Raw genomic sequence first — 23,050 nt, 5'->3', positions numbered from 1 at the left:
GGATCCCTTTTAATTTTTGCCATGTTTAAAACCTCCGATTTAAGATTATTATAATCTTAAGCCAGAGGTCCAAACACAAAATTTTCTACACTCTCCCATGAATTGGTAACTATCCCAAATCATGGATCCAATATTTATTTTACTAATTCTGTATCTTTTGCATTATTTCTTCAACCAACATAAAGACTGTAGTGCAAGAGGTCATAGCACTAGGTTTTGAATATGTTGAAGACCTCGAAAAGTATCGCTCCTTCGCTAACTCTATTGCCCTGGATTCGCTTCCATTGTTGACAAGTAAGTTATAAATATCACTGTCTGATTTTATATATTCTGTTCTGTTAGTATTTTTCTTCATTAACCGTTCAAATTCAGTGCAGCATTGTTCCGGGGAATTCACAGACTTCATCTCGCCAAAATATGCTGACAACCAGATTTCAAAGCAGGGATTGGACCAACCAGGATTCATTTTTTCTTTTTCGATTTGAGAAACCAAGTTGTCGAAGTTCTTTACTTCATCCCTATCGAATACTACCCATACAGACCTGAATCTGGAGTCCTTATTTCTTTCAGACGAAGCAAAATTAATTATGTTGTCAAGGTCTTTGTTCTTGAACACCTTGATCTGCAGATCCCCCTTCAACATAGGTGGAATGCTCTCCTTAAGTCCAAGGAAATAATTTACTTCAGTAGCTTCTGTATCAGTAATTATCAGATATCCTCCAAGTCGAAGAGGCCGGATCTTTCTTTCAGATCTACTCCTTTTCAAACGATTAATTCGCCCAGCCATTGTCCGATTCCCCCAAAAGATTTGAAAGACTTGGTATAGCACCGTATCTTCCTAATAGATAATTCCTTTCGTAGTTCGCATCTTTTCTGACCTTTTCGCCGCTTGGGTCTATAAAATCGCTTAATGAATAGAGGTCAGAAACATTAGTGTTCTTTTCTGTAAACCAGATTTCATCTCTCCTGAGGAGTCCCATATCCATGTATACAGTATTGTGTGTTGTAAATATCAACTGAGCATTGTTAGGATTCTTTGAGGGATCAGCCATAGTCAGCAGTATGTTTCTCATCAGCAGTGGGTGCAGCTTAATATCAAGCTCATCAGCGAATAGGAGACTTCCGTTTCTTAGTACATCATTAAAGACCTGATAAAGTAAAAACATCTTTATTGTACCGGAAGATTCGTCATCGAAAGGTATGCGGACTCTCGTATCCTTTTCCCTGCTTTCATGTATGGCAAATACGAGGTATGATTCATCATCCTTGTTGTCTGATTTAGGAGCTTTTTCAAACTCAAGATCAATGATTGAGGAATCGAAGGAATTAATAAACTCAAGCAGACGATTCTTCGCTTCGGTATTGTCTACTATTCCATCTGGAATTATCTTGGCTTCCAATCCATCAAAGAGATAGTTGCTGCAGTCTATAGTCTCATTTTCGAGGAACCAGTCTCGAACGTCTATTAATTCCTTAACCTTAAGCTTTGCACCCAGTGACAATAAGAGCACTCTTTCACTCAGTGAAATCTCAATGTTATGACGGAACCTCTCCAATGAATTGCCATATACTGTATTTTGTCCTCTTGTTCTATGAAATAACGTCTTATATTCCTGGTTGCGGGATACTCCGGTCTTTGAATTTGTCTTTAGCCATTCTTCACCTACTCCATCTTTATCCAGCATAAATCCATAATTGATATATTTACACTTTCCTTTGACCGTCGTAACATAATTTACCTCAAACTCGCTGGGCTTATCCTTGCTGGAACTCATTGCGAATGGCTTTGGAGTAAGCATTTTAGTACCTTTGACCTTCTTTTCATCAGTAAGATAGAAGGATTGTGAAACATATAGGGACATGAATTCGAATGCAGAATATACTGTTGACTTTCCGCTTGCATTTGCACCATAGATTGAAGCTACAGGAAGCACCTTATCATTACCAATTGCTCGAACGTGGGTTGATAGTTCGCTGCTTCCGCTCGCACGCATGTCAAGTGAAGCCTCTCCCTCAAATGAACCAAAATTAGAAAATGTAAACTGTAGCAGCATATGAATCCCTCCGATTGTCCTTATAACTTAATATTATGCTTCTATTTCAATAAAAGCAATTAAAATGAGATAAAGCCTCATAAATTATGTTTAAATAACTAAAATTGCGGAATGTGTTCATAAATGAAGGCACTGATTATATAATGGCTTAAAAATTACTTATTTAGTTTAATTTTGCCTTATGCTGATTCTGATATTTTCACTGGATATCTATGATGATAGAATTATGGTGTAGTTGAATAGAATTGCAATGTCCATATCTCCTTTTTGATGATTAGTATGATATGAGGTGAGGAATTGAGCAATACAGTAAAACAGATTTCAATTGACTTGCGTATTCTGGCTACCCGCAAAGTCTTGGATGCGCTGAACATCAAAGACACTGCTAAAGCCGGTGTGTCAGGACTTGAAGGTGAAGATACTGAGAGGGATAGATTGTTCACATGGAAAGCTGAAGTTATCGCTGCAAACAAGAAGAAGTATCTTGTGGCAGAAAACCTGGTTACTGGATACTGCGCTGTCGTTGCTATCCCTTCAAAAAGGGAAAAGAGAGAGATTGAAGGATACATTATTCGTTCAATTGGTAAGGGCATTTTTAACGAAAGGATAAACCCACTGAACCTTCAAGTATTCAATACTGAGAAGAGACACATTGTCTGGATAGAATCAGCACATGAAGCCAATCAGGAGGAGAATGCCAGAAAGGCAACACTTCTCGAAAGGTACGCGGAATTTCATATTCCTAGGGAGAATGTTCAGTCTAAACTGAGCAGGATCCTTAACAGGCATGACTTCACAGGAGTGATACCAGATGAGGATGACAACAGTTTAAGACCTCATCGTGCTATGGCAGAGCTTCTATCAAAGGTATATGGGAATCCTCCATACATGAAGGGTGCCTATAATGTTACTGTAAATGTGCCAATTCCCGGTTATAAGTTCAGCAGGTCTCTCCTGATACCGAGAGAGACAACCTTCAGGGAACTGCATTCAATACTGCAGACCGCATTTGGATGGAGCAATAGCCACCTGCATAGCTTTACCGTCACGAGCAACAAAGGATCTTCACTAATCATAGAGCCCAAATCGGACGATGATTTCAGTTTCCTGTCCACGGCACAAACAGACAACGAGGCGTATGACAAGCCTCTCGTCGCTGTAATAGGTGAAAGTGCAAAGCTTAAATACACCTATGATTTTGGGGATGACTGGGAGCATGTGTTCAGGTTCAACAAGTACAATCATGAGTACAACCTTCCATATGCCACATGCACAAAAGGACAGGGAGGACCTCTGCCAGAGGATGTAGGAGGTCCAGACGGGTTCCTTGCTTTCAATGAGATCATTGAGGATCCTGATAATCCAGATTATGAAGAGATGATGGATTGGGGTGGATCCTTCAAGGACAGTGTATTCGATATTGACCTGCTTAATGAAGACCTCAGACTGCTTTATGACTTTCAGGATCCGTACCTGAATCCCATTTTCTGGTAGTATAAGAAGTGCAATTTGACAGTGTATCTAAAATCATGCAGAAAAGTGAATGTATTACATCCCTACGGTGGTATAATATAGGTAACAGAATATTCTGTAATCCATTCAAGGGAGCTGATTACGATGAAATCAAAGATTTTCCCTAAGAGCTTGATTGGACAGCTGGCGCTTGCATTAAGCGTTATCAGCGGTGGAGCACTGAAATTGAAAATAGGAGGTGTGAGGGTTCCCCTAACGACACCTGTAATTTTCATCATTGGACTTGTAGCCTTTGCCATGGCTATCTATGCCTTCATGAAGAAGGAGAGAGCGCTCCTGATATATCCTCCTTTGATACTGGGAGTATTCCTGGTAGTTTGGGGTATTGCTGAGTTTATGCTTTAACTTAAGACAAAATATTTGAAAGGGTGATGACATGAATCCAATTTTCGCATTCCTTATCAGTGGAGTCATTCTAGTAGTTGGACTGGTTGCCGCTTACAAGAAAGCAATGAAATAATCTTACTTAATCGCTTAGAAGCTCCATTCCAGGATGTGGTGAGTTAATATGTATCACCTGGTGTGGAGCTTTCTCATTTCATTTATCTGGACGTTGTCTTACATACAATAAATGATAGAATTACAGATAGAGTGTTGTTTCAGGACAGCAAAAAGAGACAGGCGGGTGAAAGATGCTAGTAAAGGAAATGGACAGTGAAATAAGGAGAATCATAGATCTGAAGGGTACGATGAACTTCAGCATCTCTATGGTTTTCGGAACAACCATATGCGGATACTTTGGAGGACAACTAATAACCATCCTTGATGGCAACAAAAGGATACTACCGATGAGCATTGTGGTAGATGGTGAGCTAAAAGGAAGAAGCTATTCTGTTGGTGACAGTATTACAGTTGCAGGGAGTGTTGATTCAGACTTAGTAATCACACAAGATACAAAGACTGCAGATCTTCATATGCGAGCATCTGTTGAATACTATCGTATCTCTGCTATGTATACCCAGATACAGGCCGCACTGCTGGAATTTAATACTGAAACTAAAGGCATGCTCCCGATTATATCCATAATGGGAATGCTTTCTGAGCCAAGAAAATATTCAGGAATCGAATCGAAAATGTACAATCTGGTAGCGGAAAGGACGAAGCTGCTGATCAATGACCTCATTGAGGGCAGGGAAATAACTGCCGAAAACATAGTCGGGTATGGTATAGGGCTCACACCCTCTGCTGATGATTTCCTGCTGGGGATTTCATGTATGTTCGACCGATACAGAGAAGAAAGTAGGAAGGAAATATTAAAAGCCTACATTGAAAAGTATCTGCATACAACGACTGAAGTCAGCGGTTGTATGCTCAGGTATGGGATAAGAATCAAACTATATCCGAAAGTAATACTTGAATATCTTGAACATCCATATTCAGGAAAGCTTAGAGTCGAAGAATTTCTGAAGCATGGCTCAACATCGGGGATCGATCTTTTATGCGGCATGCTTTGTGGATTGGGAATTCTTATGGAAATACAGGACTCAATAAGAGATATCGAGCCAATCGAATGATTAATTCCGGATATATGAGGATCCCTTAATTAGGCTGACAACGGCCTGGTTAAGGGATCCTCAGCTTTCAATAAATTTCCTTAATTGTCAGCGTATATTTTGTGTTCTATTAACGAACTACTATAATCCTGATACAAAATTAACTGATAATTAATGGAACATCCACGATATTGGCGTGGTAATTTATGAATTCAATGTTTAAATGGAATCGAAGAGTTATAGGTATGTTTATTTCTAAAATGGCCACTTGAATTAATTGAAAATGATTATTATCATCATTAAAATGCGCTGATTGCACTCTTGTTGTTGCGTTAAATATGTCATTGCACGCTTGCCAATATTGGTAAAGCTTCAGCTAATACTGAATCCAATCAATAACTCACCGCGGTTACTAATTCCTACTTGACATTTGCTGACCGGGAGGCGATGTATGAAGTTATTTTACTGCAGCATGTTTTTGAATTCACAGAAATTCCTCAACGAAAATTTACAGATCCTGCACAGGCTTAAGTTTTTACTATAGAAGAAAGGCGGGGAACACGAGACTTAAAGTTTCCGGTTTCATTTCTGTTCAATTGAAAGGATTGGATGATATGAATAAGCGAAAGTTCCGTAATCTGCTCATTCCGGTAATACTGTTATTCTTTAGCTTTACTTTCGCAACACCTGTTCTTGCTGCTGAAGAAGGTGCGCCTACGATTTCTGCTGCTCCTATAGTAATCAGTGTTGGTGGTACATATGATCCGCTGGCAGGACTCGTTGTCACAGATGACATTGATTCAGAAGCAGAGCTGTTAGCCAATATTTATTATTATGACGAGGATGTAGATGTCAGCACACCAGGAAGCTATGTTATCTACTATGATCTGTTTGATTCAGACGGTAATTGGGCTAGTTTCAAACGAAATGTACTTGTACTAGGTCCTGATCTGCCGGTTATAGGCGTTGCAACCAAGGGAATCGATAAGGATTCTTACTTTGATCCTTATGAAGGTGTTTATGCATTTGACTATAAGGATGGTGACATCACATCTTCAATTAAAATCATTGCCAATGATGTAGATATGTCAGTTCCAGGTGACTACTACATTACTTATGAGGTAACTGATTCAGACCTCAACAGAGTTGAAGCCACAAGGCATATTGCAGTTCTGTGGCCGAAAGAATACCAGCCTGTGATTACAGCACCTACAGTCTTCTTAAAGGTCGGTGACGAGTTCGATCCAATGGAAGGAGTCACTGCAACTGACCTTACAGATGGTGACATTACAGGCAGCGTATCGGTCGAATATATGGAAGTAGACACAAGCAGACCTGGCAGCTACTGGGTACAGTATGTAGTCTACAATTCCCTTGGGCTCATGAGCTATGCTGACCGATCTGTCGTAGTCTTTGACATGACAACTTCACCTTCTATAGTTGCAATAGATTACCAGTACTATGAGACAGGTGAGCCTTTTGACCCGAGGAATGGGGCATATGCTTACGATTTGGAGGATGGAGACATTACACACCTCATAGAAATTGTCGAAAATACAGTTGATACTAGTCAACCAGGCGAATATCACGTACTGTACAGAGTTACTGATTCAGACGGAAATATTGCTGAACACACCTCATATGTTACCGTAAATTGGTCGTGGATGCTTTACCCGGAAATCCATGTCGAACCATATATAGTATATCTTGAATTAGGTGGAACGTTTGATTTTATGCAAGGCGTATCAGCTACAGACGCAACCGACGGGGACATCACTAGCAATGTTGAATACGACGGCTACGTTGATACCTCAATACCAGGAGTATACTATATTGAATATTGGGTAACAAATTCGCTGGGGCTTTATGGTGGTGCTACCAGACAGGTAATTGTATTTGAGTCATCAGTGCCAATAATCATGGCATATGACTTTGAAAGCCCTCTAAATCAGGAGATTGATCAATCCTCCACGCACTTCGAGGCATACGACCTTGAGGATGGGGACATTTGGGAGAGCATAGTCTGGGACATAAGCGCAGTAGATATCAATACGGCAGGTACATATCCGATCATGCTTTCTGTAACTGATTCGGATGGCAACATGGCTGAGGCAACCTGCTATGTAACAATAAAGGACTACTCATATCCGGAGCTTGAAGTCTACGACTATAGCGTAATAATTGGCAGTGATTACAATCCGCTTGACTATGCATATGCGCGGGATTATATGGATGGAGATATTAGCCACTTGGTCGAAGTGCTTGAAAATAATGTCGACATTAATACATTGGGGACATATACTGTAACCTACAGTGTCACAAATTCCCAAGAGAAAAAAACAACTAAGACCGTCAATGTTGAAGTAATCAACGAACCGGTCATAGAGTACTATCTGATATATGATGGTAATATGATCAGAATGGAAATTGATGAACAGGCACAAATGACTTATGTTACATCGCCTGTCCTCATACCTGCAGGCTCGATGTTGTCAATCGCTCTTTATGTTGACGGCGAATTAATGTTTGAGGTCCCTGGATTGATCTTATTAAATGAGATTCAGCCAGGATTCCTGTATTCACTTTCACAAAATGAGGCTGGTGAAATTGTAGCGACGACTTCACCATATCTATATGATGGAGCGGCAGTAAGGTTAACAGGAAAGAACGGGGAAGTTAAATTCACATCAACAGTAGACGGTGAAACCTATTATGTAGTCGCAGAGAAGGATGCTGGCGTACCTGAAATTGATACATCTGGAGAAGGTATTCTGGGAAAGACCGGAGTCAATACAATTACGATAAAAGATTTGAAACCAGGCATAAAGCCACAGGTAGTTTATGTTGTGATTAAGACATCCGGAGATGAGATTTCCAATGTGCTTGCAATAGATATACCTGCAATTCCAACTCCGTCTAACAATGGCAAGAAGCCTGAGAACCCTGGAAAACCAATTAAAGAAGTAATTGTACCGGATGTTGTTGAGGAAGTTCCGACAGTCGAGGAACCAAAATCCAACAACGGTCAGGACAAGAAAGAAGGGATTCCAGTGATTGAAAATACAGCCGAAGAGCCTAAGGCAAACAAGGACCTTGGACAGGAAAAGAAAGCATTGGAGGTCATAGAGGAAGAAATTACTGAAGAGGTTCCACTTATTCCTGAAGCCGAGATGATTGAAATCCTGGATGAAGAAAAGGATAAGGAAAAGGACAAAAAGGTCGAAGAGTTTGTTGAACCTCTTGAGGAGAAGTCCAACAACGGTCAGAGCGACATGGGCTGAAGACGCCAAACTGATGCTGACAATCAATAAGAACTAGTGCGGAAAGGCCCTATGGCATGGATGGATTCCTGTCATAGGGCCTTTGTCTCGTCTTTATGGTACAGTCTGCATTTAAAAAGTCCTACTCACTTGGAATACTCCATGAGGATGTAAAGTAACTAAAAGAATTTGGAATTTCTGCTTTTAAGACGTCAGATGTATGTATTATCTTTGATTACAAATGGTTTTTATATTGATAATAATTGAACAAATGATGAATAAATGGTATAATTATTAACAATTGACTTGAATATTTTGAAACTTAATTATGACACTCGAAAAATAATCTGAATATTATGACACTATAATATCGCTTCGACAGGAGTACATAGAATACATAATAATTTTGGTATCTTATCATATTGTGAAGGAGTGAAGCCATGAAAAAGGAATGCACGGAGCCAGCAAAGCTTGTCTATGAAGCCATGTCGAAACTGCTTCAGACAAAGTCAATTGAAAGCCTTACAGTCAATGACATTATTAGCACATCAGGTGTGAGCAGGGCAACCTTTTACAGGCACTTCATGGACAAGTATGATGTCATGACCTCGTACTACAAGAGCATACTAGAGAGCACGTTGTTCACATATAATGAGGGGGTTCCCTGGAAGGCTGCGGTGTGCTCGATTTATGGAGTGATCAAGGACAATCCGAAATTTTTCCAGAACGCCTTCAGATGCCAGGATGCAAATTCCCTGAAGTGCTATATATTCAGGATGAGTCGTGAGTTCCATCTGGACATACTTAAGAGGAATGGATTAGATATCAGCGACTGGAGAGTTGTTACGGCTATAGAGTCGCATATATATGGTGACCTGGAAATAACCGACAGGTGGATAATGGGCGGAATGAAGGAGCCAGTGGAAGAGCTCGTAGACGTTTTCACCATGGGGATACCCGCTGCCTTTGTCAAGTATTTCAGGGGGGCTGAGAGTGAGACACTTTAGGCTTTCTGTTTCTTGAATATGTTAGATACTTAACAGATAATTATGTTATTGACAATAAAATAACATAATATCTGAAAGGGGATTCAACATGATTTCAAGAAGAGACTTTCTGAAGGGTGCTGCGGCAAGCGCAGTCGGAGCAGCTACAATCGGTGTTCTGGGTGCATGCACACAGGATGACAAGACACCAGCTTCCTCCATCAAATGGGACAAAGAGACAGACGTACTTATTGTAGGAGGCGGTGGAACGGGAGTTGCGGCTATGCTTCAGGCTGCCAATGACGGAGCGAAGGTACTGGTACTTGAAAAGGCAGGAATAGCCGGAGGAACGACAAACCTTTCCGGAGGAGTCATGCAGGCTGCGGGAACTGAGTATCAGAAAAGCCTTACAAGCTACAAGGACGATTCAACAGACAAGCATGCAGAACTCTGGATTAAGTCCGGAGAGGGCTATATAGATGAGGAGCTTGTCAGGGACCTTGCAAAGGGAGCACCAGAACATATCAAGTGGCTTTCAGACCTTGGACTTAAATGGACAAGTGTTTATGGACACAACCATGTACCTTACATCGACAAATCGCTCTATGCAGACCGTATCCACGTATATGAGGGTGGCGGAGCAGGCGGACAGGGAGTGCTTCTTGTACAGACCATGCTCAAGGCTGCACTTGCAAAAGGAGCCCTTATAGAATACAACACAGAGGCTACAAAGCTTCTTACTGATGCAACTGGAACTGTAATAGGAGTTGTTGCAAAGTCTGGGGACAAGTCAATGAACATCAAGGCCAACAAGGGAGTAATCCTTGCGGCAGCGAGCATCGACCAGAACGTAGAAATGGCTAAGGAACTAAGCCAGCAGCATTACTGGGACCTTACAACGCAGATGTGCTTTGCAGTGAAGACTGATACTGGAGACGGAATAAGAATGGCACAGGAGCTTGGAGCAGCAGTCGCAGGCTTCGGCGGATGCATAGATTTCTGCTTCAAGACCGGAAACGCAACTACCAACAAGAACAAGGTATTCCCTTCGTTCATAGTCAACAAGAAGGGCAGAAGATTCGTATGCGAGGATGCAACCTATGCGTACCACTACAGGGCGATATTCCAGCAGGAATCACAGCTTAACGGTCCTACCTACATGATATTCGCAAAGAGCAGCCTTGCAGCTGTTGGAGCTCCATGGACTGAAGAAAGCGTGGCAGCTGATATCAAGGCAGGAACAGTGCTCTCAGCTGATACCATAGAAGGACTTGCAAAGCTCATAGCAGTTGACGAGGAAAACCTTGCTGCTACACTTGCTACCTGGAATACAGACACTGCAGCAGGCAAGGATGACCAGTTCGACAGGGTTGACGGACTTGTACCATTAGAGGGACCATTCTATGCATACAAGAACGTATCAGGTAACCTTGGCTCACTGGGCGGAGTAAAGATCAACGTCGATACTCAGGTGCTCAAGCCAAACGGAGAGCCTATACCTCACCTGTTCGCAGGCGGACTTAACGCAGGCGGCTGGATAGGGCCATACTACCCAGGTTCAGGAACTGCGATAATCGGTACCGTTCACCAGGGAAGAAAAGCGGGAGCAAACGCTGCCAAGATCAAGTAGGCTGTAAACAATACAATATACATCTGCAAGGGCCGAAGGATAAGCCTTCGACCCTTACAGACCCAAACTGATGTTTTGACCAGATAAATGGAGGTTTCCATGAAGATAGGAACTACCGAATTCATTGTGATCCTAATAGTGGCGCTTCTTGCGCTGGGGCCTGAGAAGATGCCTATGTATGCAAAGAAGCTAGGAAAGGCTATAAGCATGATAAAGGAATTGTCAGGAAAGATCACAGAGGAAATCAAGGAAAATGTAACGGACCCGCTTGCTGAAGCTGTGGAGCCTCTGACAAGCCTAAAGAAGGATATAAGCGCTTCATTACAGATGTCCCTGGATACTGAAAAAAGCTCAGGAGAGAAATCAATAGATCCTGAAGCTGATCCCAAAGATAATGTTGAAGGCGAGTACGCAGCACTGTAGCTGATTTTTGGTTTTTGCTAATTGAAACGAAAAGGAGAATGAATATGTTCGGAAGACTTGGTACAACAGAACTGCTTGTAGTACTTGCAATAGTGATGGTGGTTTTCGGACCGAAGCAGCTGCCGAAGCTTGGAAGCATCTTTGGAAAGTCCATAAAGAACTTCAAGGAAGGCGTCGCAGGAAGTGACGAGAAAACTGCTGAGTAGCATAGGAGACGGTGAATTTGAAGAAGAAGAAAAAGCCTTCAGCAAATAATGGAAAAGACATGGGTCTGGTGGACCACCTGAAGGAGCTCAGGAACCGTCTTATCATCGTAGTGGTGGTATTTGTACTAGCTACGGTCATAAGCTTCAATTTCTGCGATGAGATAGTAGACATACTGATTTCAAACGCAAAGGCACTTGACTATACGCTCGTATACCTTGCTCCAGGAGAGCTTTTCATGGAGTATGTAAGGCTTTCGGTAATATGCGGAATAGTGATCTCTTCACCGGTCATACTGCACCAGGTATGGGGGTTCATACGTCCGGGTCTTGAAAAGCATGAGAACAGACTTGTTTTCTTTTCTCTTGTTGCAGGACTGTTTTTCTTTCTTTGCGGCACTGCGTTCTCCTATTACGTGGCAGTACCCATGCTTCTTGTGTTTTTCGCAGGAGTGGACCAGAGCCAGGCAATAAGCGCAACCATATCTGTCCAGAACTATCTGGCATTCATCCTTTCCACTCTGCTTTCATTCGGTATAGTATTTGAGCTGCCGGTAATAATATCACTACTCACCGGACTTGGAGTACTGAAGCCCGAATGGCTGGTTAAGAGCAGAAGGTTAGTCATAGTAATAATATTCATCATAGGAGCGATAATAACTCCCCCTGATGTAGTATCACAGCTCCTGGTTTCAATACCCATGATGATACTCTTTGAGTTCAGCGTGATAATGAGCAGGATCATAAGCAAAAGAAAACTAAAACGCCAGAAGGCGGCACTAAAGAATATCTGATATTAAGGAGAAAACATGAAGAACAAGTTTATAAGGTCAATAGTTATAACAATGGCAACAGCAGCAATGCTCGCAAGCACAGGCTGCGCTTCAAAGGGAGCCTTCAAGGATGGTACCTACGAGGGAGTTAGCACTAAAGGAATGCACGGAGAACTCAAGGTAGAGGTCAAGGTCACGAGTGGGAAGATAAGTGCAGTAAACGTTACCTCGCACAAGGAGACAGAAGGAATAGGAACTGCAGCAATAGAGCAGATTCCACCAAAAATCATAGAGAAGCAATCAACAGAAGTTGATGCGATATCCGGAGCTACAATCACTTCAGTAGCAATACTTGAGGCTGTAGCAGGAGCATTGGATAAAGCAAAGTAATTTGATATGAACAAAGTAAGCCTGATTCTTCCTTCGAGAAGTATCAGGCTTTTTCATGTTAGTGAAAGAGCAGGCTCTATTAATTGCAATTAAGATTCCTACACCGTATGATGGATACAAAGACTCATGTGGATGAGAAACCTGGAGGTAAAAATGGCGGATCAAAATGAAAAGAACATTGAAGAGATGATGGAAAGGGCGGAGGCTTCTGCCAAAGGCTATTTCAGGGAAGGCCTGAACTGCTCGGAATGCGTCTTCCAGAGTTTTCTGGACCTGGGGCTTACTGACCTGCCGCGTGAAGTCATCGCATTATCTTCAGGCTTCGGTGGTGGTATCGGCATGACCAAGAATACCTGCGGAGCCCTGCTCGGTGCAGCTATGTCTGTAGCGGCGGTCAAGGGCAGGAAGAATCCGAAAGCTAAAGAGGACATTAATGAAAGAATTGATGAGCTCTACGGCGAGGATGGGATATACAGCATCTTCAGTTCACTTGTAGGAGAATTCGAGGAAAAGTATGGTACTGTCAGCTGCAAGGAAATTACTGACAAATTTCCCGACTGGCATTCAAGGGAGAGGAAGAAAAACTGCCAGAGCATCGTAGGTTATGCTGCTGCACTTGGAGTAAAGTACGCACTAAAGTAAAACAAAAATTCATAAATCACATCGAGCCATATCCAGCAATTTTCTGGACATGGCTCGATTCATTTTATTCTCTTATTCCACCACAGGGATCCTGTAAGATATGTCTTCAGACGGAGAATGCTCTGATGTGTCAGTGTAGCTGTAGTTAAGCCTTCCGGACCTTGCCCTCAGGAAATGTATGAATTGCACGTCTAGTAGTGGGTAATCAGCGCTTTCAGGTATATAGTAGTGCCACCATTCAGTCTTGTTAACCCTGAAGCCGCTTCTTTGCATTATGTCTATGAGGAGAGCCCGGTTGCTTTTCTGCCTGTCAGTCGCACCATCATAGTCTATGTGAGCCTTGATGCTGAAATCATCGAACTCTGATGGCATGTCCAGCTCACGTCCGTTTGAATCGACAAGCGTAATGTCCACTGCAAGACCCTTCGGGTGAAGAGAGCTTGAAGAAGGCTTTGCCACGTACATCTTCAGCTCCTTCGGCGTAGAATCATATAGGCTCTGCTGTACAGATACCGGTCTGTAGGCATCAAATACCTTTATCCTCAGTCCTTTTGACTTGGCAAGCTTTTGTGCCTTGAGAAGCCTCGCAGCGATATCCTTGTGTATGAGACAAAGCACCGTGTCATAATGGATCCGACCTGTGAAGTTGTCCTTCGTCGCATATCTCTGGTCGATTATAAAGCTGTCATCAAGGCTCGTCAGTTCAACAAGATCCTCATAATAGAAAGGGGAGGGATGATGAAGCGGGTGAAGCCGGAATGAAGGCTTTCCTGAAGAAGTAATCACTTTCTCGGTATTATTACCTAAAGCAAAGCTGGCCTTTTCAGATGCAGAAGCAGCGGAAGAAAGACCTGCTGTAAATGACAATGCGGTTAGGAGTGAGATGATTAACCTGAGACTTTTCATCTTCTACCTCAAAGGAAGGCCTGGCATAGCCTGACCTTCTCTGCAATCAATTATGGTATGTTAAGGTTTGTGACCTTGTAGTCAGAAGGAATTGTGAACATGCTGTCATCAACAGTATCATCAAGCTTTGATATTTCCATAAGGGTCTTTACATTTTCAAAGGAGTATTCTATTCCCTTGAGCTCGTTTCCTTCGAAGAAATACCTTACGCTGCCGCCATCGGTTGTATAATCCTCGTAGTCAAGCATATTTCCGAGAAAATCAGCCTTACCCTTGCCTTTGTATACAATGCCTTCCAGGTTTATTTCCGGAGTCTGCGGTGTGTCAGTTGGAACCTGTTTGGAAGCATCCATTACCATCACTGTCTTCATGTCGTGGCTAATGAGATACATCTTGCCATCCTTGATTACAGTGCTCATGGTCATGCTGTCTCCGAGCTCGATCTTGCTTGCTATTGAGGTACCATTCATCGACATTGTAGACTCCATGACATCCTCAAGCTCTCCGTTGATAGTAGCAAATATCTTAACTGTCATTGTGTATTTTCCGTCCTTCATGATATCCACTACCCTTTGGGACAGAAGGTCCGGAGTTGAAGGTACGGTTGGTATACTGGGCGATGTTGGAGCCGCTGTTGCTGACGGAGCTGATGTAGTTGTAGGAGTCTCTGGCTTTGAACCGCACGAGGCAAAGAGAGACAGTGCACAGATGAGTCCTATGAGAGTGAGCAGTGTTCTGCGGTGACTTATAAATTGAGTCCTGGTGTTAGGCATCTAAATCACCCCTTGTGAATATCAATCAGGATTGTCCCTGTTTAGGATAATTGTATCCTTCAGTGACTTGCATGTCAAAGTCTGTAGGTATTATGTGATAATGGGGCTGTTCAATATATCATCAAAATATTTTTTAGATTTGCAAAATATTCATTAGATTGTTCTTGAATCAGACTGATGATATAATTAGGTCACTGTATTGAGGGGGAGATATCATGGGTATTGCTAAAATAGTAATCTCCAATCTTATTCCATTGTTATACCTTGCAGTCATACCAATATTTATATTGATCATCAGGATTTATGGATTGTTCATCCGTTTCTCAAGTTCATCATATTCTTCAGCAAGTGGGAACAGATTCTATAAGACTATCTCTGACAAGGGTGCATATGGGGAGTTCCTCGTCTTTCTGCTGCTGGAAAGCCTTGGAGAAGGCAGCAGGATACTTACCAATATTTACCTGCCTTTAGATAATGGAAGAACTACGGAGATTGATCTTCTCATGGTACATCCAACCGGTATTTATGTGTTCGAATCCAAGAACTACAGCGGATGGATCTTCGGTGACGAGAAGAGCAGGAACTGGACCCAGAGCCTCAAGGGCGGAAAGAAGATTTCCTTTTATAATCCTGTAATGCAGAACAGAGGACATATCAATGCACTGATGGATAACCTTCGGGATGTAGGACCGGAAAGCTTCTTTTCATACATAGTCTTCAGTGAGCGCTGCGAACTAAAGAATGTCAGCATTTCATCGAAAAATACCTCTGTGCTGAAGAGGAACAGCCTGAAGTCAGTGATTACAGCAGACATCTCCGGAAGGCCAAAAGTCTTCGGTGAAAGCGAGATATCAGGAATACACGGAATCCTCTCATGGTATTCGCTGGCAGAAGAAAGCATTAAGGTTAACCATGTAAGAACGATAAGGGAAGATTTGGAATAGTAGAGAGGCAGTCAGATTTGGCTGCCTTTTATTGACTTGTTTTAATATATTGGTGCATGCAGCTGAAAAAGGCTGTAGAATCTAGTTAAGAGCTGACAAATGAGTGTAAAAGCCATTCGGATGGCTTCGCAGGAGGGTTATCATGGATAAGACATATGTTTCGTTTGAACTTGCAGCTGATTTTATAGCATCCGCTTTCATAAAGTCAGGAGTGCCACCTGAGGATGCGGCAATTTGTGCTGATGTCCTTGTGGAAAGTGACAGGAGAGGTATAGACAGCCATGGCTGCAACAGGTTCAAGCCAATATACATTGACAGGATAAACAGCGGAATACATAAGCCTGTCACAGAGTTCGAAATAATTAGGGAGACTGCAACCACAGCAGTGGTCGATGGCCATGACGGAATGGGAATGGTTGTAGGCTACAAGTCAATGCAGCTTGCAATAGACAAGGCGAAGAAGTATGGGATGGGAATGGTAGCAGCAAGGAACTCCACTCACTATGGAATTGCTGGCTATTATGCCACAATGGCAACTAAGGAAGGCATGATAGGAATTACAGGAACAAATGCCAGGCCTTCAATAGCACCGACCTTCGGAGTTGAAAACATGCTTGGAACCAATCCCCTGACGATAGGACTTCCTACTGATGAGGACTTTCCGTTTGTGATAGACTGCGCAACAAGCATCACACAGAGAGGAAAGATTGAGCATTACGCAAGGACTGGAAAAGATACTCCGTCAGGAATGGTGATTGGCTCTGATGGAAAACCTCGAACTGACAGCAGGCAGATACTCATTGACCTTGTCAAAGGTGATGCAGCACTCACTCCTTTAGGTGGAATAGGAGAGGAGCTTGGCGGCTACAAGGGATACGGATATGCGACAGTCGTTGAGATACTTTGCGCAGCTCTTCAGGCAGGAAGCTACATGAAGATGCTTAATGGAATCGGCGAAAAGGGAGAGAAGATTCCATACCATCTGGGCCATTTCTTTATGGCTATAGATACTGAAGCATTCATGGGGCTGGAAACCTTCAAGAAAACTGCAGGTGACATACTCAGGGACTTAAGGTCATCAAGGCTTGCACCAGGTGAAGAGAGAATCTATACTGCAGGTGAAAAAGAGCATCTGGCGTGGCTGGACAGGAAGGACAAGGGGATACCGGTTGAAGCGGAAGTAATGAAGGAATTCATTGAGATCAGGGATACTCTGGGATTGCCGCACAGGTTTCCAAACGAGTAGTAAAGGAACTTTTCGTCGAATAAATAAGAATAATTGGTTAGAAGCAGCACAGACCCGCAATATGATATGCGGGTCTGTCTGCATATTGTGGATTTGTCTGACATTGCACTGTAGATACCAAGTACCTGACTAGTATGGCATATGAATATTATATTTGAATAGCGGCATAATTAATATGATTGCTAAGTTTGGAATTAATGGATATCTGAGGCTATTCGGAGGTCCTTTTAGGTGGTAATTTGTATTGAAGCAATATATAATGAAAATTGTATTTGAAAAAGTAAATAGGATTAAAGAAACAGGTGAACAACATGGAACAGCTTATAGGTGATATAGTGGTCCCCGCTAGATCAGGACATAATTTCAGGAAGGGTGAAAAGCTTAGGCTCATTGAGGTTTCAGGAACATGCATTACGTTTTTGAAGTCTGATGGAGCTGAATTTGTAATTGAGGCAAAAAACAAGGCGCTAATTGAGATAAGTGAAGGCTCAATCTGTATATACGAACCCATTTGCAGGGAAATGACGATTAAGGAAAGCAGATTGCTCAGGAAGGCGAACAGGCTTTACGGGCAGATGAAGAAAAGACCAGATTACGGCGACCTTAGAAGCTTCTGGGAAATCGAGGAATTCTTTAAAGAAAACAATGCAGGATACCTTTCAGGCTTCAACATTGAAGAGGAAAGGGTGCTGCAGGACGGGATGATATGCGACTTCAGCATAAGAGGTGAGCTGAAGGTTGAATTCCTGAGAGTGAAAAGCGATACTCATTCAGACCGAATATTGCAATCAAAATCGGTCATTGAGGCTTCGTACAAGGTTGCTAAGCATGCCATCGATACATGGATGGAAGTAGTCACAAGGAACGAAGAGGACATATACAAGTCATTGGAGTAGGAATCAGCAGCAGTAAGGACATTAGTTTCCTGGGGGGATAGGCTTGAAGAAGAGAAGAGTGATCTCAAGTGAAGTAAGGCCATTTGTGATGCCGGTCATAGGCATCACAGTGGCGTTTTTTGCGCTCGGCAGCCTTCTTGTAATCTTCTCGAGACAGCATTACTACAGCATCCTTGAGGAAGAAACAGTATCTTATGCGAGAACGGGTGCCAGAAGCATAGAAAGCATACTGAATATTGGAAGTCTCCTGGAGACTGCTGATGAAGCTCTGAGGTTAAAGATTGATGAAGCAACTAATATGGAAGGTCTGCTGTCAGACCTTGTCCCTGAGGATGGGACCCTTGCATATCTGGTCAATGGAAAATCTGTCATCGGCAGCAGGTATCCTGAATACTACTTGGACATAACTGGCAAAAGCGATATTGAAGAAGCCAAAGGAAACGGGATATTCAGCAAAAGCGTTGAAATAAACGGGACTAAATACTACAAGGCTATAGTTAAGATTGATGAAGGTGTGATGGAAGACTCCGCTTTAGTCGTCATTAAGCCCTCAGCGGATACAGACCGGAAGATCATTCGTTCCTCTGCCATAGGGATCCTTGTGCTTGCTCTGGTATATGGCGCACTTATCGCACTGATGGATTTCACCTTAAACAGAAACAGGCATCTCATGATGCTTGCGTACTATGACCATCTTACCGGACTTTTCAACAGCTACTATCTTAAGGTCATGCTGACCAAGGACCTGAAGCTATACAGATGGAACAGGAAGGCTTTGATGCTGATTGGCATAAGCAATCTCAAGAGCATCAATCTCCTGTTTGGTTATGACTCCGGTGATGATGCCCTGAGGCAGCTTGCAAGGAGGCTGCAGCTCATTGCGGGACAGGATACAATGCTGTTTAGGTTCACTGAAGACAGGTTCGTGCTTTATACCAGGAACTGCCACAGGGAGAATCATCTGGAGAAGCTGGTTGAAGCAATTCTTGAAGCCTTCCGGGAGCCGATGGATTTCAGGGGCCAGAAGAAGCAGCTGCAGCCCAAGATAGGTATAGTTGAAATCGACGGGGATTATGAGAACGCCGACAGGCTTTTGAAGGATGCCACAATTTCACTCGACAACGTCGACCTCAATACAGGAAAAAGCCACATGTACTTCAGCAGGGCCATGGCAGAGAAGCTGCACCGGGAAGATATCATCGAGAAGGAGATATCCATGTGCCTTGAGAACGGAACTGATGCAATCTATCTTAACTATCAGCCGCAGCTCCATCTTGCGACTGGCAGGGTGGTGGGATTTGAAGCTCTTGCAAGGATGAGGTCGGGGGAGCTTGGGAATGTTTCGCCGGCAGAATTCATAGATGTTGCTGAAAGGAAGCAGCTTATCATACCACTCGGGAATCTCGTCCTTAAGAAGGCGTGCGCCTTCCTTGCAGTACTTGAATCCAGAGGATACTCAGAACTAAGGGTGGCTGTTAACGTATCTGGTATACAGCTTATACATGAGGGATTCGGCAGCTCGGTAATGGAGGCTGTGGTGGATTCGGGCATAAGGAGCGAGAACCTTGAGCTTGAGATCACTGAATCGGTGCTGCTGGACAATTTTGCCGCAGTTAACAAGAGCCTGAAGGATTTCCAGGAAAACGGGATAAGGATAGCTCTGGATGATTTCGGTACAGGATATTCATCATTCCTAAGGCTCAACGAGCTTAACGTGAATTACCTGAAGCTCGACAGATATTTTGTAAGCATGGTCGCGACCAGCGACAGGAACGACTACATAACAAGCGACATAATCTCCATGGCCCATAAGTTCGACCTGGAGGTTATAGCCGAAGGTGTGGAGACTGTGATTCAGAGGGATTTCCTCATAGAAAACGGCTGCGACATCATGCAGGGTTATCTGTTCAGAAGACCCATGGAAGAAGCCGATGCCCTATTGATGCTTGAAGGATTCGACAGGATTGAGACTGCTTGACGATTTGGAAAGGTGTGTTTCTTAAAATGAGCAAATTAAGGAAGATTTCGATAAAGAACATAACGCTTCTGATGTTCATACTCTTTATGACAACAACCCTCGGGACGGTGGGCTTCATCGTCTTCTCCAAGTGGATGGAATCCGCAGAGGAGATAGCGGGTGAAATGGCAGAAGATCTTAGCAGGGACATAACGAGGGATATTGAGGCCTATATTGGGAACCCTGAAAGCATAAACCTGGCCCATGAAGCGATGATAAGGAAAGGGATAGTTGACATATATGATCCGGAAGACAGGGAACGGTTCTTCCTAAGCGTCCTTGGAAGCTACAGCGGTGAATCCATATACAGCTTCAGCTTCGGTACTGAGAATGGCGAATATTACGGAGCCAGGAGAAATCCTGAGGGCGGAACCGAAGTAATGAGGAACGATGCCGGGACAGAAGGAAACTCCTGGTACTACAGTGTTACCGACTCCATGAGGTCCGGTGACATCGCTCTGAAGGCTGGAAAATTCGACCCCAGGACCAGAGCCTGGTACATTGCGGCAAAGGAAGCCGGCGGTTCGGTATTTTCACCGATATACAAGCATTTCGTCATTGAAGACATGACACTGTCAGCAGCGCTTCCAGTATATAACGATGACGGATCCCTGAAGGGAGTACTTGGGACCCACATGACCCTTGGGGGTATCAATAGTTTTCTTAGCAGCCTTGCGTCAGAAAGAGGTGCAAAAGCTGCAATCATAGAAAAGGATACAGGCCTGCTTGTAGCGAATTCAACCGGCTCGCCGAATTTCACCGTAAAGCAGGACGGTACGCTTGACCGTATAACCCTTCAGGAAATAGGGGATGAAAGCCTGGCAAAGGCATGGGAGTATTCTTCAGGGTCCGGAACGTACGGAGTTGACCTTATGGAAGAAGACCTGCACGTGCACTATCTGGAATTCGCAAGGTCCGGAATCGACTGGATGATAGTTACGACAGTACCATCTTCGCTGTTTACAGCAGGAATACTTGAAAACATGCGTCTGACCGGTCTATATGTTCTCGCTGCCTTCATTCTGTCCACCCTTATCTACCTGTTGATGACAAGGAGGCTTCTTGGTCCCATAGACAGCCTTATCGCAACAACAGTAAGTTTGTCCGAGGGAGATCTCTCGAAGCGTGCTACGGTGTTCAGGGACGATGAAATCGGAAGGATGGCAAGTTCATTCAATGACATGGCAGATACGATAAACGAGCTGTTTGAAACCATGGAGCATAAGGTTTACGAAAGGACGCAGGAGCTTGCTGAAAACAAGGACAGGCTCCAGCTCATACTGAACTCCACGGTAGAAGCGATTTTCGGGTCGGATATTGAAGGGAACTGCATATTCTGCAACGAGGCAGGTATCAGGATACTCGGCTACGAGAATCAGGACGAGCTGCTTGGAAGGAACCTTCACGACCTGACCCATCACTCAACCAAGGACGGAAATCCCATAAGAAAGGAAGACTGCAGGATACAGGCTGCAGCAAAAAGAGGCGAGGGCATACATTCGGCTGACGAGGTGTTCTGGAGAAAAGATGGGACTTTGGTGGAAATTGAGTACTATGCATATCCTCAGATCATGCACGGAGAGATTGTCGGAATCGTAGTCACTTTCATGGACAACTCAGCGAAGAAGCGAGATGAAGAGAAAATCAGGCACCTCAGCTATCATGACAGCCTGACAGGACTGTACAACAGGAAATACCTTGAGGATGAGATTGGCAGGATGGATGTTGCATCACTTTTGCCCATATCGGTGATTTATGGCGATGTCAACGGCCTGAAACTATCAAACGATATCTTCGGACACACTGCAGGGGACGAGCTTCTGAAGAAATCAGCAGAGATCCTGAAGAGCGTGATAAAGGACAAAGGAATGATAGCCAGAGTCGGAGGAGATGAGTTCATGATGCTCCTGCCAAGGACCACTGCAGATGAGACTCTCAGGATGATGGATGAAATCAGGAAAGCCTACCAGTCAGTGAGGATAGATGCAATCAAGACAGGAATATCCATGGGCTTCGATATCTGTGAAAGTGCATCACAAAGCTTCGAAAGAACCATGGCCAACGCCGAATTCGAGATGTACAAGGAGAAGACTCTTTCACGTAAGACTCTGGACAGCGACATGGTCTCCAGGATCATAATGAAGCTCTTCGACAGAAGCGACACAGTCATGGAACATTCCTTCTTCGTGAGTGAAATGTGCCAGAGGATAGGCAGAGCTCTGCAGCTTTCAGACTCGAAATCAAAGAAGCTGAGAGATGCCGGATTCCTGCACGATATCGGAAAGGTCGTGTTTGAAGACAGGCTGCTTGAAAGGACAGGAAAGCTCGACGGAGTAGACAGGAAGGCCTATCAGCAGCATGTGCTTGCAGGCTACAGGATACTGAACTCCTTCGAGGATACAGCAGGAATCGCTGAAGCGGTTCTGGCTCATCATGAGAGATGGGACGGAACAGGCTATCCGAGAGGCCTGTCAGAGGAGGAGATACCTCTGCTGTCCAGGATCATTGCTGTGGCAGAGGGCTTTGACCAGCTTAAGAGGAATGGACTTTCAGATACACTGGCTTCACTTGAGATGATATCTCGGGCTGGAACCAAGTACGACCCAAGAATCACAAGGATATTCATAGAAAAGGTCCTTGAACTTGACCTGATAAGCCTCGAAAGCAAAGCGATATAGGATTAGAGATAAGTTATTTCAATCAGCTTCTAAATGACAGGATAAGTACAGTTGAATATATAATTAAATGTTTAACAAAAATTGACAAAATATGCAGGTATATGTAAATTAAGATATTTCCACTGAAAGTCTCCGATAAGCAGGCAATATTTGCAGAACCTTGTACCGACTTAATCAAAGCGGCTCTGAAGCTCATTCAGGGC

General features: G+C 43.4%; 20 protein-coding genes. 16 read left to right on the top strand and 4 right to left on the bottom strand.

The annotated features are described in order from the left end of the window. Positions 1–142: 142 nt before the first annotated feature. Both J2Z34_RS15415 and J2Z34_RS15410 read right to left on the bottom strand, forming a co-directional pair. The gene (locus tag J2Z34_RS15415; RefSeq protein ID WP_209460763.1) at positions 143–787 is read right to left on the bottom strand and encodes an RloB family protein; all 645 of its coding nucleotides are present in this window, start codon (positions 785–787) and stop codon (positions 143–145) included. Beyond that, positions 771–2,054, bottom strand: a complete 1,284-nt coding sequence (locus J2Z34_RS15410; protein ID WP_209460762.1) for an AAA family ATPase — start codon at positions 2,052–2,054, stop codon at positions 771–773. Before J2Z34_RS15410 ends, J2Z34_RS15415 begins: the two co-directional genes overlap by 17 nt. A gap of 297 nt (positions 2,055–2,351) precedes the next feature. Here J2Z34_RS15410 and J2Z34_RS15405 point away from each other — a divergent pair, with 297 nt between their 5' ends. The 11 genes from J2Z34_RS15405 (at position 2,352) to J2Z34_RS15355 (ending at position 13,387) form a co-directional block, all read left to right on the top strand. Then, positions 2,352–3,548: a plasmid pRiA4b ORF-3 family protein gene (locus J2Z34_RS15405; protein ID WP_209460761.1), complete on the top strand. Its 1,197-nt coding sequence runs from the start codon at positions 2,352–2,354 to the stop codon at positions 3,546–3,548. A gap of 123 nt (positions 3,549–3,671) precedes the next feature. Continuing rightward, complete coding sequence (locus J2Z34_RS15400) at positions 3,672–3,932, top strand: hypothetical protein (RefSeq protein ID WP_209460760.1); 261 nt, start codon at positions 3,672–3,674, stop codon at positions 3,930–3,932. A gap of 287 nt (positions 3,933–4,219) precedes the next feature. Next, on the top strand, positions 4,220–5,101 hold the full coding sequence (locus J2Z34_RS15395) for an oxamate carbamoyltransferase subunit AllH family protein (protein WP_209460759.1): 882 nt from the start codon (positions 4,220–4,222) through the stop codon (positions 5,099–5,101). Positions 5,102–5,694: 593 nt separating this feature from the next. After that, positions 5,695–8,361 (top strand): immunoglobulin-like domain-containing protein, encoded by a 2,667-nt coding sequence (locus J2Z34_RS15390; protein ID WP_209460758.1) that lies wholly within the window; start codon positions 5,695–5,697, stop codon positions 8,359–8,361. 419 nt (positions 8,362–8,780) lie between these two features. After that, the gene (locus J2Z34_RS15385) at positions 8,781–9,347 is read left to right on the top strand and encodes a TetR/AcrR family transcriptional regulator C-terminal domain-containing protein (protein WP_209460757.1); all 567 of its coding nucleotides are present in this window, start codon (positions 8,781–8,783) and stop codon (positions 9,345–9,347) included. Between the two features lie 88 nt (positions 9,348–9,435). Further along, complete coding sequence (locus J2Z34_RS15380) at positions 9,436–10,956, top strand: FAD-dependent oxidoreductase (protein ID WP_209460756.1); 1,521 nt, start codon at positions 9,436–9,438, stop codon at positions 10,954–10,956. Between the two features lie 99 nt (positions 10,957–11,055). After that, a complete protein-coding gene (locus tag J2Z34_RS15375; RefSeq protein ID WP_209460755.1) occupies positions 11,056–11,379 on the top strand; it encodes a Sec-independent protein translocase subunit TatA/TatB in 324 nt (107 codons plus the stop codon). A gap of 44 nt (positions 11,380–11,423) precedes the next feature. Beyond that, entirely contained in the window at positions 11,424–11,585 is a 162-nt protein-coding gene (gene tatA / locus J2Z34_RS15370; RefSeq protein ID WP_023385676.1) for a twin-arginine translocase TatA/TatE family subunit, read from the top strand. A 17-nt stretch (positions 11,586–11,602) separates the two neighbouring features. Beyond that, positions 11,603–12,376, top strand: a complete 774-nt coding sequence (gene tatC / locus J2Z34_RS15365) for a twin-arginine translocase subunit TatC (RefSeq protein ID WP_209460754.1) — start codon at positions 11,603–11,605, stop codon at positions 12,374–12,376. Between the two features lie 15 nt (positions 12,377–12,391). After that, complete coding sequence (locus J2Z34_RS15360) at positions 12,392–12,745, top strand: FMN-binding protein (protein ID WP_209460753.1); 354 nt, start codon at positions 12,392–12,394, stop codon at positions 12,743–12,745. Positions 12,746–12,898: 153 nt separating this feature from the next. Further along, positions 12,899–13,387 carry a C-GCAxxG-C-C family protein gene (locus J2Z34_RS15355; RefSeq protein ID WP_209460752.1) on the top strand — a complete coding sequence of 163 codons (489 nt, stop codon included), beginning with the start codon at positions 12,899–12,901 and terminating at the stop codon, positions 13,385–13,387. Positions 13,388–13,459: 72 nt separating this feature from the next. On the opposite strand, the gene J2Z34_RS15350 is transcribed toward J2Z34_RS15355, so the two are convergent. Further along, positions 13,460–14,293 carry a M15 family metallopeptidase gene (locus J2Z34_RS15350; protein WP_209460751.1) on the bottom strand — a complete coding sequence of 278 codons (834 nt, stop codon included), beginning with the start codon at positions 14,291–14,293 and terminating at the stop codon, positions 13,460–13,462. Between the two features lie 50 nt (positions 14,294–14,343). Continuing rightward, positions 14,344–15,066 carry a hypothetical protein gene (locus J2Z34_RS15345; RefSeq protein WP_209460750.1) on the bottom strand — a complete coding sequence of 241 codons (723 nt, stop codon included), beginning with the start codon at positions 15,064–15,066 and terminating at the stop codon, positions 14,344–14,346. A 215-nt stretch (positions 15,067–15,281) separates the two neighbouring features. Between J2Z34_RS15345 and J2Z34_RS15340 the strand changes: the two genes are divergently transcribed. The 5 genes from J2Z34_RS15340 to J2Z34_RS15320 all read left to right on the top strand — a co-directional run bounded on the left by J2Z34_RS15340 (position 15,282) and on the right by J2Z34_RS15320 (position 22,847). Beyond that, the gene (locus tag J2Z34_RS15340; RefSeq protein WP_209460749.1) at positions 15,282–16,010 is read left to right on the top strand and encodes a nuclease-related domain-containing protein; all 729 of its coding nucleotides are present in this window, start codon (positions 15,282–15,284) and stop codon (positions 16,008–16,010) included. A gap of 142 nt (positions 16,011–16,152) precedes the next feature. Next, positions 16,153–17,256: an Ldh family oxidoreductase gene (locus tag J2Z34_RS15335; RefSeq protein WP_209460748.1), complete on the top strand. Its 1,104-nt coding sequence runs from the start codon at positions 16,153–16,155 to the stop codon at positions 17,254–17,256. 311 nt (positions 17,257–17,567) lie between these two features. Then, on the top strand, positions 17,568–18,152 hold the full coding sequence (locus J2Z34_RS15330; RefSeq protein WP_209460747.1) for a hypothetical protein: 585 nt from the start codon (positions 17,568–17,570) through the stop codon (positions 18,150–18,152). Positions 18,153–18,195: 43 nt separating this feature from the next. After that, positions 18,196–20,130, top strand: coding sequence for a putative bifunctional diguanylate cyclase/phosphodiesterase (locus J2Z34_RS15325; protein WP_209460746.1), 1,935 nt, complete (start codon positions 18,196–18,198; stop codon positions 20,128–20,130). Between the two features lie 26 nt (positions 20,131–20,156). Beyond that, complete coding sequence (locus tag J2Z34_RS15320) at positions 20,157–22,847, top strand: HD domain-containing phosphohydrolase (protein ID WP_209460745.1); 2,691 nt, start codon at positions 20,157–20,159, stop codon at positions 22,845–22,847. Positions 22,848–23,050: the final 203 nt, after the last annotated feature.

Origin of the sequence: Youngiibacter multivorans (assembly GCF_017873395.1) — a bacterium.
In the GTDB taxonomy this organism is placed as follows: Bacteria; Bacillota; Clostridia; order Clostridiales; family Clostridiaceae; genus Youngiibacter; species Youngiibacter multivorans.
Note: the sequence above shows the minus strand (reverse complement) of the source record. Positions and strands in the feature narration are given on the sequence as shown.